Source organism: Streptomyces sp. SM11 (genome assembly GCF_002910905.1).
Classification (GTDB): domain Bacteria; phylum Actinomycetota; class Actinomycetes; order Streptomycetales; family Streptomycetaceae; genus Streptomyces.
The window spans coordinates 26,565-40,703 of sequence record NZ_NEUE01000307.1 but is presented as its reverse complement, the minus strand read 5'-3'; the positions used below and the strand labels follow the sequence as shown (position 1 = coordinate 40,703).

Sequence of the window (14,139 nt, the reverse complement as noted above, 5' to 3'; positions counted from 1 at the left end):
GTGCGAAGGTCATCGTGGCATCCGGGCCCGGCGGGCCGCGGGCATTTTCCCGCCCAGCCGGAACGGCTCCCCCCGCGACCAGTCGGCCGCCACGCCCCGCATCACCAGCGCGCTGTCCAGCACCGTTCTGCCCGGCGGAAACCGGTCCAGGTCCTCGAAGAACGAGGAGCGTACGGTCCGGGGCCGGCCCGCCGTCACCTTCCAGGCGTCCGTGGACAGTTCGAGGACGTCCAGGTGGGTGCCCCCGGCGTTGGGGGAGAGGCCGCGGCTGCCGAGGCGGAAGAACTCCGACGCCTCCGCCAGGTCCGTGAACAGCCCGCTGCCGTGCAGTTCCTCGGCCGGTTCCACCGTCGCGTCGACCGCCACCTCGCCGTCCCGGGTCGCGAAGGCCACCCGTACGGCGTCGGCGTCCTCCCGCACCGTGAAGTCCGCGCGGCCGTGTTCGCCCGGGTAGATCCGGCCGCCCGCGAAGGCGTTGAGGCGGGAGGCGGTGTCGCGGCGCGGGATGTAGACGCCCCGCTCGACGCCGTCCGGCCCGTCCCACTCGACGGCGATCCGGTGCGCCGCGTTCTCGCTGGTCAGCCCGGTCGCGGCCGGGGCCCAGCCGGGGCGGACACCGCCGATCCGCAGCAGGCAGATCCCGGCCACCGCCTGGCCGCGCACCAGCTGGGGCCGCAGCGGCGCGGGCAGCAGGGCCGCCGCGACGTACGGGTCGACCCGGTAGTTCACCAGGAGGCGGCGTTCGATGACGCTGGAGAGCCGGGACCGGATCATGAGCCGTCGCCTTCCGGCGCCGAGCGCCACCTGGTGCCGCGGAGCACGATCTGCTCGGGGCACACGGCGCTGAGGAAGCGCCCCACGCACATGGCGAGCCGCTCCTCGGCGAGCGAGTAGAGGATGCGGTTGGCGTCCCGGCGCTCGGTGACGAGCCCGGCCCCCTTGAGCACGCCCAGGTGGCGCGAGATGGACGGGGCGCTGATCGAGAACCGGCTCGCGATCTCCCCGGCGGCCAGCTCGCCGCCCCGCAGGTCCTCCAGGATCTGGCGGCGGGTGGGGTCGGCGAGGGCGCGGAAGGCGCTGGCCTCTTCGTCGGCGGGTGAATCCATGTGTGCATGTTTAGCACATGAGCTAAACAGCTAAACAGCCGCCATGGGAAAGCCCCCGCGAGTCATGTCCTCGCGGGGGCTCTCCGTTTGTCCGCCTGCCGTGGTGAAGGTTGAGAAGACGATCACGAGGCAGGACGTCCGTGGTGTGCCGGTGTCACGTCAGGGGGCGAGCAGCAGTACGTCCGCGCGCTCCTTGGCGGCGGCGTAACGCTTCGCCACGTCCTGCCAGTTGACGACCCGCCACATGGCCTCGATGAAGTCCACCTTCTGGTTCTTGTACTGCAGGTAGAAGGCGTGCTCCCAGGCGTCGAACACGAGGACCGGGACCGAGCCCTGGCCGACGTTGCCCTGGTGGTCGTAAACCTGCTCGACGATCAGCTTGCCGCTCACGGGCTCGTACGCGAGCACGCCCCAGCCGGAACCCTGGGTGGTGGCCGCGGCCTTCGTCAGCTGGGACTTGAATCCCGCGTAGGAGCCGAAGGACTCGGTGATCGCGTCGGCGAGGTCGCCCACGCCGTCCGCCGCGAGGGGCTCGCCGCCGCCGTCACCGGTCATGTTGTGCCAGTAGATCGAGTGCAGGATGTGGCCGGAAAGGTGGAACGCGAGGTTCTTCTGGAGACCGTTGATCGCTCCCCAGGCCTCCTTGTCGCGGGCCTCTTCCAGCTGCTCCAGGGTGTCGTTCGCGCCCTTGACGTACGCGGCGTGGTGCTTGTCGTGGTGCAGCTCGATGATCTGCGGATTGATGACCGGTTCGAGCGCCGCGTAGTCGTACGGGAGTTCCGGGAGCGTGTACGTGGCCATGATGCGAGCCCTCCGACTGCTGGGAATGCCGTCCAGTTGTTATTGCAATCTATGTGCAGAAGCAGGCTAACAGCAGGAGTGTTCCGAAGTGATCAGCCCTTCGGCCTAGGACCTGTGGCGCCACCGTTCTCCCATTTGTCCGGCAAAGATGGTTTGCTCCTTATCCTGTGCTGCGTACGCCGTCGCACGTTTGGTCCCGTCGTCCCGGGGGACCCGGCCAAGCAGTCGGGCAGCCCGGGGCCGGGCCCGCGGTCGCGCCGCCAGTTGCCCGCCCACCCCGCTGATCAGGAGGACTTGATGGCACCCCCCGAAACGCCGAACGGCCCGAACGGCCCGAACAGCGGTCGCGATCCGCGACTGGCCCCGCCCCGCGCGGACGCCGCGGGCTGGGGCCCGCTCGACGTCCGCGCCGTCGACACCGTGCGCGTGCTGGCGGCCGACGCCGTGCAGAAGGCGGGCCACGGCCACCCGGGCACCGCGATGAGCCTGGCCCCGCTGGCGTATCTGCTGTTCCAGCAGGTGATGCGGCACGACCCGGCGGACGACCAGTGGCTCGGCCGGGACCGCTTCGTGCTGTCCTGCGGCCACTCCAGCCTCACCCTCTACATCCAGCTGTACCTGAGCGGCTACGGCATGGAGTTGGCGGACCTTCAGGCGCTGCGCACCTGGGGTTCCGCCACCCCCGGCCACCCGGAGTACCAGCACTCCAGGGGCGTCGAGATCACCACCGGGCCGCTGGGGCAGGGGCTGGGCTCCGCCGTCGGCATGGCCATGGCGGCCCGGCGTGAGCGCGGCCTCCTGGACCCCGACGCGCCGGCCGGCACGAGCCCCTTCGACCACCACGTGTACGTCGTCGCCTCCGACGGCGACCTGATGGAGGGTGTGACGGCCGAGGCCAGTTCGCTGGCGGGGCACCAGGAGCTCGGGAACCTGATCGTCTTCTACGACTCCAACCACATCTCCATCGAGGACGACACCGACATCTCCTTCAGCGAGGACGTCACCGCCCGCTACGCCGCGTACGACTGGCACGTCCAGACGGTCGACTTCACGCGGACCGGCGACTACGTCGAGGACGTCGACGCCCTGCTCGCCGCCGTCGAGGCCGCGAAGAGCGAGCGCGGCCGGCCCTCCCTGATCCTGCTGCGCACGATCATCGGCTGGCCCGCGCCCACCAAGCGGAACACCGGCAAGGCCCACGGCTCCGCACTCGGCGACGACGAGGTCGCCGCGACCAAGAAGCTGCTCGGCTTCGACCCGGACGCCGACTTCGCCGTCGAGGACGACGTGCTGGACCACGCCCGCGCGGTCGTCGAGCGCGGCGCCGAGGCCCATCGTGCCTGGGAGCCCGGCTATCAGGAGTGGCGCGCCGCCCACCCCGAGCGCGCCGAACTCCTCGACCGGCTGCGGGAACGGCGGCTTCCGGAGGGCTGGGCCAAGAGTCTCCCCGACTTCCGCCCCGACGCCAAGGGCATCGCCACCCGCAAGGCGTCCGGCGATGTACTCACCGCGCTGGCACCCGTGCTGCCCGAGCTGTGGGGCGGCTCGGCCGACCTCGCGGGGAGCAACAACACGACCATGGAGGGCGAGCCGTCCTTCGTGCCGGAGAGCAAGCAGACCGGCGAGTTCCCCGGCGACCCGTACGGCCGCACGCTCCACTTCGGCATCCGCGAGCACGCCATGGGCGCGATCCTCAACGGCATCGCCCTGCAGAGCCTCACCCGCCCCTACGGCGGTACGTTCCTGATCTTCAGCGACTACATGCGCCCGGCCGTCCGGCTCGCCGCCCTGATGAAGCTCCCGGTCACCTACGTCTGGACGCACGACTCCATCGGCCTGGGCGAGGACGGCCCCACCCACCAGCCCGTCGAGCAACTGGCCGCCCTCCGCGCGATCCCCGGCCTCGACGTCGTACGGCCCGCCGACGCGAACGAGACGACCGTGTGCTGGCGCACCGTCCTGGAACACCACGACCGGCCCGCCGGCCTCGCCCTGACCCGGCAGCCGCTGCCGGTCCTGGAGCGGGGGGACGGCGCGTACGCCTCCGCCGAGGGGGCCGCCCGGGGCGGCTACGTACTCGCCGACAGCCGGGGCGCGACGCCCGACGTCATCCTCGTCGCGACGGGCTCCGAGGTCCACATCGCCCTGGACGCACGGGAGTTGCTGGCCGCCGACGGGCATGACGCACGGGTGGTCTCGCTCCCCTGCCGCGAGTGGTTCGCCGGCCAGCCGTACGCCTACCAGGACACGGTCCTGCCGCCCGAGGTCCGGGCCCGGGTCAGCGTCGAGGCGGCCGTCGCCCAGGGCTGGCGGGACGTGGTGGGGGACACGGGCCGCATGGTGAGCCTGGAGCACTTCGGCGCGTCCGCCGCCTACGAGCGCCTGTACGAGGAGTTCGGCATCACGCCCCGCGCGGTCGCCGACGCCGCACGGGAGAGCATCCGCGCGGCGGCCGGACCCGTCCGGCCCGGCGGGGAGCGCCCCGGCGAGGGCCAGGCCGGGGGCGGCCCGGGGGACGCCGACTAGACGGCGACACGGCTACGCCGTTCAGGGCCGCCCGGACGCGCTCGTCGGCTGTGTGGGCACCGGGCGGGTTCTCGTAGGTGACGAGGGTGAGGCCGGCCGGGGCCTGCACCACCGGAGTGCGGTCGTGGGCCGGGGCCCAGGGACAGCGGTTGGCGTTGGCGTAGTAGCGCATCCGCGAATTCGGGGCGGCCGGCGACGGCCGGGGCGGTGGCCGCGGCGGTGACGGGAGCGGTGGCCAGGAGGATCGGACGACGCCTGGGAGCAACGGACATGACGACTCCTCAAGCGGAAGGAGCCACCACGGGAGCGAGGGCGGATGACAGCCCGGCGTACACCGAACGCCGAAACGCCGGGATCCGCCCCGATCGTACGAGGAGGGGCCCGGCGTTCGTAGCGGCCGGGCGGGAACCTTGCCGCGAGGCGTGCGGGAACTACTTCCGCTGCGCCGGGATCCCGGCCGCGCCGTCGCCGCTCCCGCCGCCGCCCCGTCGCCGCTGACGTACGAGGCCGATGCCGATCAGCACCACGGTCAGCGCTCCCGTGGCCAGCAGCTGGTCACGGGTGTCCGACTGGCGCAGCATCAGCAGGAAGATGCCCACCATGGCGGCCAGGGCGACGATCGTGCCGATGGGGAAGAACCACATCCGCACGACCAGCGTCTCCGGTGCCTCCCGCTCGGTGCGGCCGCGCAGGATCAGCTGGGAGGCCGCGATGAAGGTCCACACCACCAGGATCACCGCGCCGATCATGTTCAGCAGCCAGGGGAAGACGTCGTCCGGCCGCCAGTAGCTGAGCAGCACACACGCGAACCCGAAGACCGAGGAGAACAGCACGGCGTTGCGCGGCACCCCGGAGGTGATCTTCCCGAGCACGGCCGGGCCCTGGCCCCGGGCGACCAGCGACCGGGCCATGCGCGAAGCGCCGTAGATGTTGGCGTTCATCGCGGAGAGCAGGGCGATGAGGATGACCACGTTCATGATCTGCGCGGCGCTCCCGATGCCCAGGTGGTCGAGCATCGCGTAGAACGGGCCGACCTCCGCGACCTTCGGGTTGTCCCAGGGGACCAGCGTGACGATGACTGCCATGGAGCCGATGTAGAAGACGGCGATGCGCCACATCGCCGTACGGACCGCCTTCGCGACGCCCTGTACCGGGTTCTCGGACTCGGCCGCCGCGATGGTGACGGTCTCCAGACCGCCGTACGCGAAGACCGAGGCGAGGAGTCCGATGATGAATCCGTCCATGCCCTTGGGGAGGAAGCCCCCGTCGCCCGAGAGGTTGGACAGGCCGGGCGCGTCCGTGTCGGGCAGCACGCCGAGGATCGCCAGCAGGCCGAGCACCAGGAACAGCGTGATCGCGATGACCTTGAGCGCGGCGAACCAGAACTCGAACTCGCCGAAGTTCTTCACGGCGGCCAGGTTCGTCCCGAGGAAGATCACCATGAACAGGGCGACCCAGGCCCACTCCGGCGTCCCCGGCAGCCAGCCGCTGACGATCTGCGCGGCCCCGATGCCCTCCAGGCCCACGGCGACGCAGAGCAGGAACCAGAAGGACCAGCCGGCGGTGAACCCGGCCCACGGGCCGATCGCCCGTTCGGCGTGCACGGAGAAGGAGCCGGAGGCCGGGTTGGCGGCCGACATCTCGCCGAGCATGCGCATCACCATCATGACGAGCAGCCCGGAGATGGCGTACGCGACGATGATCGAGGGTCCCGCCGCGGCGATGCCGGCGCCCGAGCCGACGAAGAGACCGGCGCCGATCACCCCGCCGAGGGCGATCATCGAGAGGTGTCGCTGTTTGAGACCGTGGGTGAGCGCGGAGTCCGCCCGGGGCCCGGCAGCGGCCGCGGAGTCAGCGGTGGGGGGAGACGCGGAGGTCCGAGACATGGACGAGCTCTGTTCGGTAGCTGAGGCAGAGAAACGAACCCACAGTCTGAGCATCTGCACCGCTCACACGGAGTGGGTGTCCGCTATGCGGGCACCAGGCTCACACAAGGTGCACATCCGCCTACCGGCCGGTCAGGCCCGTGCCGGTCGGCCCCCGCCTACCGGCCGGCCGGCGCCGCGTCCGCGCGCTCCCGCCGCTGCCGTCCCACCGCCACCAGCAGCACCAACGCCGTCGCCCCGGCCGACCACAGCACCTGCGGGCGTGCCGCCTCGTCGGTCAGCATCAGCAGCAGCACCCCGAGCAGCCCGGCCAGCGTCACCCAGGTCAGATACGGGAACCACCACATCCGCAGCGTGAGCGCCTCGGGAGCCTCCTGCTCCAGCCGGGCGCGCAGCCGCAGTTGGGAGGCGGCGATCAGCGCCCAGACGAACAGCAGCACCGCGCCGACCGAGTTGAGCATGTAGAGGAACACCGTGTCCGGCCACAGCAGGTTGAGCAGTACGGAGACGAAGCCGAAGGCCACCGAGGCCAGCACCGCCCGCCGCGGCACACCACCCTCCGTCCCGCCTTCCGCCCCGCCCTTGCCGGAGACCTTCAGCAGCCCGCGCGGGGCCTCCCCGCGCTCCGCCAGCGAGAAGATCATGCGGGAGGAGCCGTACAGATTGGCGTTGAGCGCGGAGAGCAGTGCGACGAACACGACGATGTTCATGATCTGCCCGGCCGACGGCACCCCGATCGCGTCCAGCACCTTCACGTAGGGACTCAGCCCGGCCTGCTGCGCGGTCCACGGCAGCACGGTCACGATCACCAGCATCGAGCCGACGTAGAAGAAGAGGATGCGCACCACCGCGCTGCGCACCGCCCGCCCCACCGCACGCGCCGGGTCGTCCGTCTCGGCGGCGGCGATGGTGACGACCTCCAGCCCGCCGAAGGCGAAGACCACGGTCAGCACGCCGGAGACGACCCCGCCCCAGCCGTTCGGCAGGAAGCCGTCCCGGCCGGTCAGGTTGGTCATCCCGACCGGGTCGGTGTCGGGGAGCCATCCGAACACCGCCAGCACCCCGAGCACCAGGAAGACCACGATCGCGCCGACCTTCAAGGAGGCGAACCAGAACTCGAACTCGCCGAAGTTCTTCACCGCCGTCAGGTTCGCCGCGGTGAAGACCACCATGAACAGCAGCACCCATGCCCAGGGTTCGATGCCCGGCACCCAGCCGTGGGCGATCTGTGCGGCCGCCGTCGCCTCCACGGCGAGAACGACCACCAGAAGGAACCAGTACAGCCAGCCGACGCTGAACCCGGCCCACCGCCCGAGCGCCCGCTCGGCGTGCACGGAGAACGAACCGGATGCGGGCATCGCGGAGGACATCTCGCCGAGCATCCGCATCACCAGCATCGCGAGCGCCCCCGCGATCAGATACGAGACGACGATCGCGGGCCCCGCCACCGCGATCCCGGCGCCCGAGCCGACGAAAAGACCGGCCCCGATCACCCCGCCGAGCCCCAGCATCGTCAGATGGCGCTGCTTGAGCCCGTGCGCCAGCGGCTCGGGCGGCACAGGGGAGGACGGGAGAGACGGCGTGCGGGGAGGGGCATCGTGCATGGGGGAAGGGTCGCTCTCGGAATCTATGGTCGTTCGCGGGCCGATAAGAGCCGGCTGATCTTTATGGGGAAGCTCTGATCGTTTATGGGGAAGCTACAGTCTCGCCGATCGCCGTGCGCCCCGCCAGAATGCGCCGGCACCGCCCTCACCTCCGTGACGAGCGTCACGCGGGAACGTGATTGCGGTGCGGGCTTTGTGTGAATCCCACCAAGCCATCAACCGCCGCTTTGTGGGCGGCTGATGGTGATCGAGCGTTAACCCGTGGGCTAACGTCGGCGAGAGCCCGACCCCACCCTGCCCGGCGGGGGCCGTCCCGGCCCACCTGCCCTCACCCGCGGAGTCCCGATGAGCACTGCTGCCGCCCCCGTCCGCTCCGGAGCGGTCCTCGCCGACCTGCTGCCCGCAGCCCGGCACCGCTACGCCGTGGACGCGGCCCTCGTCCTCGGCGGCGCGGCCCTGACCGGCATCGCGGCCCAGATCGCCGTCCCGGTCCCCGGCTCCCCGGTCCCGGTCACCGGCCAGACCTTCGCCGCGCTGCTCATCGGCACCGCGCTGGGCGCCCGCCGCGGCTTCCTCTCCCTCGCGCTGTACGCGCTCGTCGGCATGGCCGGCATGCCGTGGTTCGCCGAGGCCTCCTCGGGCTGGTCGATGCCGTCCCTGGGCTACGTCTTCGGCATGCTCCTGGCCGCCACCGTCGTCGGCGCCCTCGCCCGGCGCGGCGGCGACCGTTCGATGCTGCGCACCGCGGGCACGATGGTCCTGGGCTCCGCGATCATCTACGCCGTCGGCGTGCCCTACCTCGCGCTGTCCACCGGGATGTCGCCGACCGCCGCCGTCGCTGCCGGCCTCACCCCGTTCCTGTTCGGCGACGCGCTCAAGGCGGCGCTGGCCATGGGCGCGCTGCCCGCCGCCTGGAAGCTCCTCGGCCGCCGCGGCTGACCCGCACTCACCGGCCCTCGTAGGGGCCACCGAAGAGGCCCGCCGGATCGTACTGGGAGACCAGACCGGCGAGCCTCTTCGCCGTTTCCGGCTCGTGGAAACCGGCCGTACGGTCCCCGCCGCCGAAGGAGAAGTTCAGCGACCGCCCCTGAACGAGCGGCCCCAGCACCCCGGACACCTCCCCGTACAGCGAGCGCACCGCCGCCACGTCCGTACCGTCCAGCGGCGACAGCAGCCGCAGCAGGAAGCCCGCGTCCCGGTGGGGCACCGCGTTCGCCACGTCCGGACCCCCGGTCAGTGCCCCGCCGAGGTGGTTGAGCTGCACCACCGTCATCATCGGGGCTCCGGGCCCGGTCAGCTCCAGCACCCGGGCGGCCCGCCCCGCGTCCAGCTCCCGGAGCATCAGCCCCTCCCCGTAGTACGCGTGCGGGAACGGCGGGTCGCTGTGGATGGTGGGGCTCTCGGCGTACGGCATCTCCCGCAACGAGTCGGCGAGCACGGGTCCGATTCCCCGTAGCGGGGCCACCAGCCGCTCGCCCTCGGCGGCGTCCCCCGTGAAGGCGACCCGCACCGAGACGACGTACCGCCCGCGCAACTCCCGGGGCAGTTGCGGCAGGTCCGGGTGGACGAGCGCGGCCAGCGAGGACGTGAGGGACTCCGGCACGGTCCGGGTCCATTCCAGAAAGCGGCCCACCACCTCGGCCGCCCGTTCCCCGGCGAAGGCGATCGATCCCCCGTACAGCCGCTCCACCGCCACCAGCCCGATCTCCAGAGCGGTCACCACCCCCAGCCGGTGCCCGCCGCCGCGCAGCCCCCAGAAGAGCTCCGGCTCGCGCTCCGGCGTGACCCGGCGCAGGACTCCGTCGGCGGTCACCACCTCCAGCGCCCGGACCCGGTCGGCGGCGTACCCGAACTTCCGGGCCATGATGCCCAGTCCGCCGCCCAGCGTGTACGAGACCGCGCCCACCGAGGGCGACGAGCCGTTGAGCGGCGCCAGCCCGTGCGGGACCGCCGCCGCGGTCACCGCGCCCCAGGTCGCGCCCGCGCCGATCCGGGCGGTGCGGCGGACCGGGTCGACGGTGACGGAGTCCAGGGCGCGGGTGGCGACGAGGACGCCGCCCTCGACCGCTCCGGGCAGCCCGTGCCCGGTGGCGTGCGCGGCGACGGGGAGCCCGCGCGCGGCGGCGTACGCCACGGCCTGCCGTACGTCGTCGGGGGTGGCGGCCTCGACCAGCCGGGCGGGCCGGACCGGGTAGCCGGTCTGGAAGGTGGCGGGTGCGGATCCAGTGGGCTGGGACGACATGGGGGAGGCTCTCCTTCGCTCGCGTTTCGGCGGTGCGAGGTAGAGCCTCCCCGGGGATACCTGACAACCTCTGTCAGGTATCCGTCGAAGGTGCGGAACACGCACCGATCACCTGGCGACGGCCTTGCGGCCGCGCATCTCCCGGAACAGCGAGACGCCCACCACCAGGGCCGCGACCGGCAACGACGGCACGACCTGCTCGCGGGCGGCGTCGTCGGTCAGCCTCGTTGCCCGAGTGGCGTTCACCACAAGGGACCGGCATCAGGTCCGCGCATCACCGGACGGGGGCTCCCGACCCCGCTGACGGCTGCCCCGCGAAGTTCGTGCCACACTTCGCACCATGCGCGTGTACCTCGGATCCGACCATGCCGGCTACGAACTCAAGAACCACCTCGTCGAGTGGCTCGGCGCCCACGGCCACGAGGCCGTCGACTGCGGCCCCCACATCTACGACGCCCAGGACGACTACCCGCCGTTCTGCCTGCGGGCCGCCGAGAAGACGGCCGCCGACCCGGACAGCCTCGGCATCGTGATCGGCGGCTCCGGCAACGGCGAGCAGATCGCCGCCAACAAGGTCAAGGGCGTCCGCGCCGCACTGGCCTGGAGCGAGCAGACCGCAGCCCTCGGCCGCGAGCACAACGACGCCAACGTCGTCGCGATCGGCGGCCGGATGCACACGGTCGAGGAGTCCACGAAGTTCGTCGAGATCTTCCTCTCCACGCCGTACTCCGGCGAGGAGCGCCACACGCGCCGCATCGAGATGCTCTCGGCGTACGAGACCACCGGCGAGCTCCCCCCGATCCCCGCCCACCACCCGCAGCAGGGCTGACCGGCCCTCCCGCACCACGTCTTCCCGTGCCGCCGGGTCCCGGACCCGGCGGCACGGCCATGCCACCACCCGTACCACCACGAGCGCCACAGGAAGCAGCCCGCCGTGCCCGAGGGACACACCATCCGCCGTCTCGCCGACGACCACGCCGAACGGTTCGCGGGCGCACCGGTACGGGTGAGCAGTCCGCAGGGCAGGTTCTCCGACAGCGCGGCCCTGCTCGACGGGCGGACCCTCACCGCCACCGACGCCCACGGCAAGCACCTCTTCCTCGGCTTCGGCGACACCGGCTGGGTCCACGTCCATCTCGGCCTCTTCGGCAAGCTCGGCTTCGGCACCGCCCCGCCCCCGCCGCCCACCGACACGGTCCGCCTCCGGCTCGTCAACGCCGCCCACCACGCGGATCTGCGCGGCCCCACCACCTGCGCCCTGATCACCGAGCCCGAGAAGCGCGCCATACACGGGCGCCTGGGCCCGGACCCGCTGCGCGGGGACGAGGACGGGGAGCGTGCCTGGCGGCGGATCTCCCGCAGCCGCACCACCATCGCCGCCCTGCTGATGGACCAGAAGATCATCGCGGGCGTCGGCAACGTCTACCGCGCCGAGGTCCTCTTCCGCCACGGCATCGACCCGTACCGCACGGGCAGGGATCTCACCCGTACCGAGTGGGACACCATCTGGGCGGACCTGGCGGAGCTGATGCGCGAAGGCGTGACGAACAACCGCATCGACACCGTCCGCCCCGAACACCTCCCCGAGGCCATGGGCCGCCCGCCCCGCAAGGACGACCACGGCGGCGAGGTCTACGTCTACCGCCGAGCGAATCTGCCCTGCCACATCTGCCGTACGGAGATCCGCACCGCGGACCTGGTCTCCCGCAATCTCTTCTGGTGCCCCCGGTGCCAGCCCCCGGGCCCCTCCGGCGGCTGAGCACCCGGGCGCCTCCGGCGGCTGAAGAACCGGCGGGCGGCATCCGCTCACGCGCCCCGCCCGCACCCCGCCGGAACCGTGTCATATGCCACGCGGAACAGGGTTCCGGCGCGCGGACGACCCCATTTCGAGCGCATTGTCACCGGGGTCCCCCTGCACCGGACGCGTTCGGGTGGATAAGGTCCCGGCAGTGGCCCGTAGCGGAGGAGTAGACGACTTCTGGGCCCGGTGGCGCAGAAACGTGCACCGGGCCCGCATCGGCCTGCGCAAATCCGGGGTCGACTACTTCCGTGGCGACGGCTCCGACTGGATCGCCCTGGCCGGCCTGCTGCTGACGATCCCGGCCATCACCTTCGCCACCGTCGTCAGCCCGGTCTGGATCGACCCGGCCGCACTCGCCCTGCCCATCGTGGCGGGCGGCCTGCTGCTGCGCCCCGCCAGCCTGCTGGGCCTGTACGCGACGGCCGCCGGCGCGCTGATCGTCGAGGCGCTCACCCTCGGCCCGTACCTGGACGGCCCCGCCCGGGTCACTCCGGGCACCGTGCTCGTGGTCGCCGCCTGCGGATTCTTCGGGCTGGTCCTCGCCCAGTTCCGGGCCCGGGTCGGCGTGCCCTGGCGGCGCGGCGGCACGATGCTCTTCGACCTGCGCGAACGCATCCGGGTCCAGAGCGCCCTGCCCCGGCTGCCCCAGGGCTGGCACCGCGAGATGGCCCTGCGCCCGGCCGGCGGCCAGTCGTTCTCCGGAGACTTCGTCGTCGCGGCCCGTACCCACGGGGGCCGCACCCTGGAGGCCGTCCTCACCGACGTCTCCGGCAAGGGCATGGACGCGGGCTCCCGGGCCCTGCTGCTGTCCGGCGCCTTCGGCGGGCTGCTCGGCTCGCTGCCCCCGCACGCCTTCCTGCCCGCCGCCAACGGCTATCTGCTGCGCCAGGACTGGGACGAGGGCTTCGCCACCTCGATCCACCTGGTGCTGGACCTGGAATCGGGCGACTACGAGATCTACTCCGCAGGCCATCCGCCCGCCCTCCAACTGCACGCGGGCAGTGGGCAGTGGGAGGAGAAGTCCGGGGAGGGGCCCCTGCTCGGCGTCTACGACGGGGCCGAGTTCGACGCGGTGAAGGGATCGCTCGCGCCCGGCGACGTGCTGATGCTGTTCACCGACGGTCTGGTGGAGGCCGCCGACCGGGACATCGCCGAGGGCATCGACCGGCTGACGGGCGAGGCCGACCGCTATGTCTCCACCGGCTTCGAGGGCGCGGCCTGGCATCTGATCGAGGCCTGCGCCAAGGACGTCAACGACGACCGGGCCCTGCTGCTGCTCTCCCGCCGGGCCTGAGCGCCCCCTCTCCGTCGTCCGGTGCTTCTCAGACCGAACACCGGTATCTGTCCCTGGTCCTCGTCCTTCTCGCGGCCGCCTGGCAGGTTGCGGGCCGGCCGGAGTGCGAGCGTCCGGCGCCAGTGCAGCCCGATGCGGCCGCCGAGGCGGGCGAGGACGGTAGCGGCCAGGAAGGCGCCACCCATGGCAGGGTGTCTGCGTGTCCGATGAGCCTGGTCCTTCGGGGTCGGTCAAGAGCGAGCCAAGGGAGCATTAAGAGTCCATCAGTAATTAGTTTACCGAACGATTGACACTGCAAGCATGAACCTGTCAAATTGTCGTCTCATATCTCTCGGCGCGGTCGTGGGGTCGGCCCATGACGGAACACGATCTGAGCGTCTCCGAGGTGGAGTCCATCGCCCGAGAGGCCCATGCCCGGCAGACCGACAAGGCGGGCCGCCCGTACGTGGAACACCTGGCGGCAGTGGCCGAAGGTGTACGGGTGCGGGGCGGCGACGACGGGCAGATCGCGGCGGCCTGGCTGCACGACGCGGTCGAGGACGACGCGCTCTCCGTCCGGCGGCCGCCCTGCCGCAGCGGGTGAAGGACATGGTCCTGGCGGTGACCAAGCGGCCGGGCGAGGAACTGTCCTCGTACGCCGCGCGGATCCTGGCGACCCCGGGCGCACTGCTCGTCAAGGAGGCGGACCTCGCCCACAACGCGGATCCCGCCCGCCTCGCGGTCCTGGACGCGGCGACGCGTACCCGGCTGACGGCGAAGTATGCGCAGGTGCGGGGCCTCTTGGGGCTGGTCGGCGATGAATCACCCCCGGACCGAAAGAATCCGGCCAACCCGGAGACGCACTGATCCACCCGCGGCCGGGCCGTCGGGTGGATCAGG

Annotated in this window: 12 protein-coding genes and 2 pseudogenes; 6 read left to right on the top strand and 8 right to left on the bottom strand. The window is 71.9% G+C overall.

Going from position 1 to position 14,139, the window contains the following annotated elements:
- Positions 1 to 9: 9 nt before the first annotated feature.
- The 3 genes from B9S58_RS36270 to B9S58_RS36260 form a co-directional block, all read right to left on the bottom strand.
- On the bottom strand, positions 10 to 774 hold the full coding sequence (locus B9S58_RS36270; RefSeq protein WP_103536110.1) for a DUF2071 domain-containing protein: 765 nt from the start codon (positions 772 to 774) through the stop codon (positions 10 to 12).
- Positions 771 to 1,106 carry a metalloregulator ArsR/SmtB family transcription factor gene (locus B9S58_RS36265; RefSeq protein WP_103536109.1) on the bottom strand — a complete coding sequence of 112 codons (336 nt, stop codon included), beginning with the start codon at positions 1,104 to 1,106 and terminating at the stop codon, positions 771 to 773. The genes B9S58_RS36270 and B9S58_RS36265 overlap by 4 nt, the downstream gene beginning before the upstream one ends.
- A 159-nt stretch (positions 1,107 to 1,265) precedes the next feature.
- On the bottom strand, positions 1,266 to 1,907 hold the full coding sequence (locus B9S58_RS36260; RefSeq protein ID WP_018959211.1) for a superoxide dismutase: 642 nt from the start codon (positions 1,905 to 1,907) through the stop codon (positions 1,266 to 1,268).
- Between the two features lie 297 nt (positions 1,908 to 2,204).
- Between B9S58_RS36260 and tkt the strand changes: the two genes are divergently transcribed.
- Complete coding sequence (gene tkt / locus B9S58_RS36255) at positions 2,205 to 4,433, top strand: transketolase (RefSeq protein WP_103536108.1); 2,229 nt, start codon at positions 2,205 to 2,207, stop codon at positions 4,431 to 4,433.
- A 28-nt stretch (positions 4,434 to 4,461) separates the two neighbouring features.
- On the opposite strand, the pseudogene B9S58_RS40115 reads toward tkt, so the two are convergent.
- From B9S58_RS40115 to B9S58_RS36240, 3 genes and pseudogenes are all read right to left on the bottom strand, one after another.
- Positions 4,462 to 4,605, bottom strand: a pseudogene (locus B9S58_RS40115) (epoxide hydrolase); the annotation flags it as partial.
- 259 nt (positions 4,606 to 4,864) lie between these two features.
- Positions 4,865 to 6,319: an amino acid permease gene (locus B9S58_RS36245; RefSeq protein ID WP_103536107.1), complete on the bottom strand. Its 1,455-nt coding sequence runs from the start codon at positions 6,317 to 6,319 to the stop codon at positions 4,865 to 4,867.
- A gap of 158 nt (positions 6,320 to 6,477) precedes the next feature.
- On the bottom strand, positions 6,478 to 7,923 hold the full coding sequence (locus B9S58_RS36240; RefSeq protein ID WP_103536106.1) for an amino acid permease: 1,446 nt from the start codon (positions 7,921 to 7,923) through the stop codon (positions 6,478 to 6,480).
- A 345-nt stretch (positions 7,924 to 8,268) separates the two neighbouring features.
- Here B9S58_RS36240 and B9S58_RS36235 point away from each other — a divergent pair, with 345 nt between their 5' ends.
- Entirely contained in the window at positions 8,269 to 8,862 is a 594-nt protein-coding gene (locus tag B9S58_RS36235; protein ID WP_103536105.1) for a biotin transporter BioY, read from the top strand.
- Positions 8,863 to 8,869: 7 nt separating this feature from the next.
- Here the strand turns inward: B9S58_RS36235 and B9S58_RS36230 are convergent, their stop codons facing one another.
- Entirely contained in the window at positions 8,870 to 10,165 is a 1,296-nt protein-coding gene (locus B9S58_RS36230; protein WP_103536104.1) for an FAD-binding oxidoreductase, read from the bottom strand.
- A gap of 108 nt (positions 10,166 to 10,273) precedes the next feature.
- Complete coding sequence (locus B9S58_RS38355; protein ID WP_181009576.1) at positions 10,274 to 10,411, bottom strand: hypothetical protein; 138 nt, start codon at positions 10,409 to 10,411, stop codon at positions 10,274 to 10,276.
- Between the two features lie 94 nt (positions 10,412 to 10,505).
- Between B9S58_RS38355 and B9S58_RS36225 the strand changes: the two genes are divergently transcribed.
- The 4 genes and pseudogenes from B9S58_RS36225 to B9S58_RS36210 all read left to right on the top strand — a co-directional run bounded on the left by B9S58_RS36225 (position 10,506) and on the right by B9S58_RS36210 (position 14,106).
- Complete coding sequence (locus B9S58_RS36225; RefSeq protein ID WP_103536103.1) at positions 10,506 to 10,994, top strand: ribose-5-phosphate isomerase; 489 nt, start codon at positions 10,506 to 10,508, stop codon at positions 10,992 to 10,994.
- Between the two features lie 105 nt (positions 10,995 to 11,099).
- Entirely contained in the window at positions 11,100 to 11,924 is an 825-nt protein-coding gene (locus B9S58_RS36220) for an Fpg/Nei family DNA glycosylase (RefSeq protein WP_103536102.1), read from the top strand.
- Between the two features lie 190 nt (positions 11,925 to 12,114).
- Positions 12,115 to 13,260, top strand: coding sequence for a PP2C family protein-serine/threonine phosphatase (locus B9S58_RS36215; protein WP_103536101.1), 1,146 nt, complete (start codon positions 12,115 to 12,117; stop codon positions 13,258 to 13,260).
- Positions 13,261 to 13,615: 355 nt separating this feature from the next.
- A pseudogene (locus B9S58_RS36210) lies at positions 13,616 to 14,106 on the top strand (HD domain-containing protein).
- Positions 14,107 to 14,139: the final 33 nt, after the last annotated feature.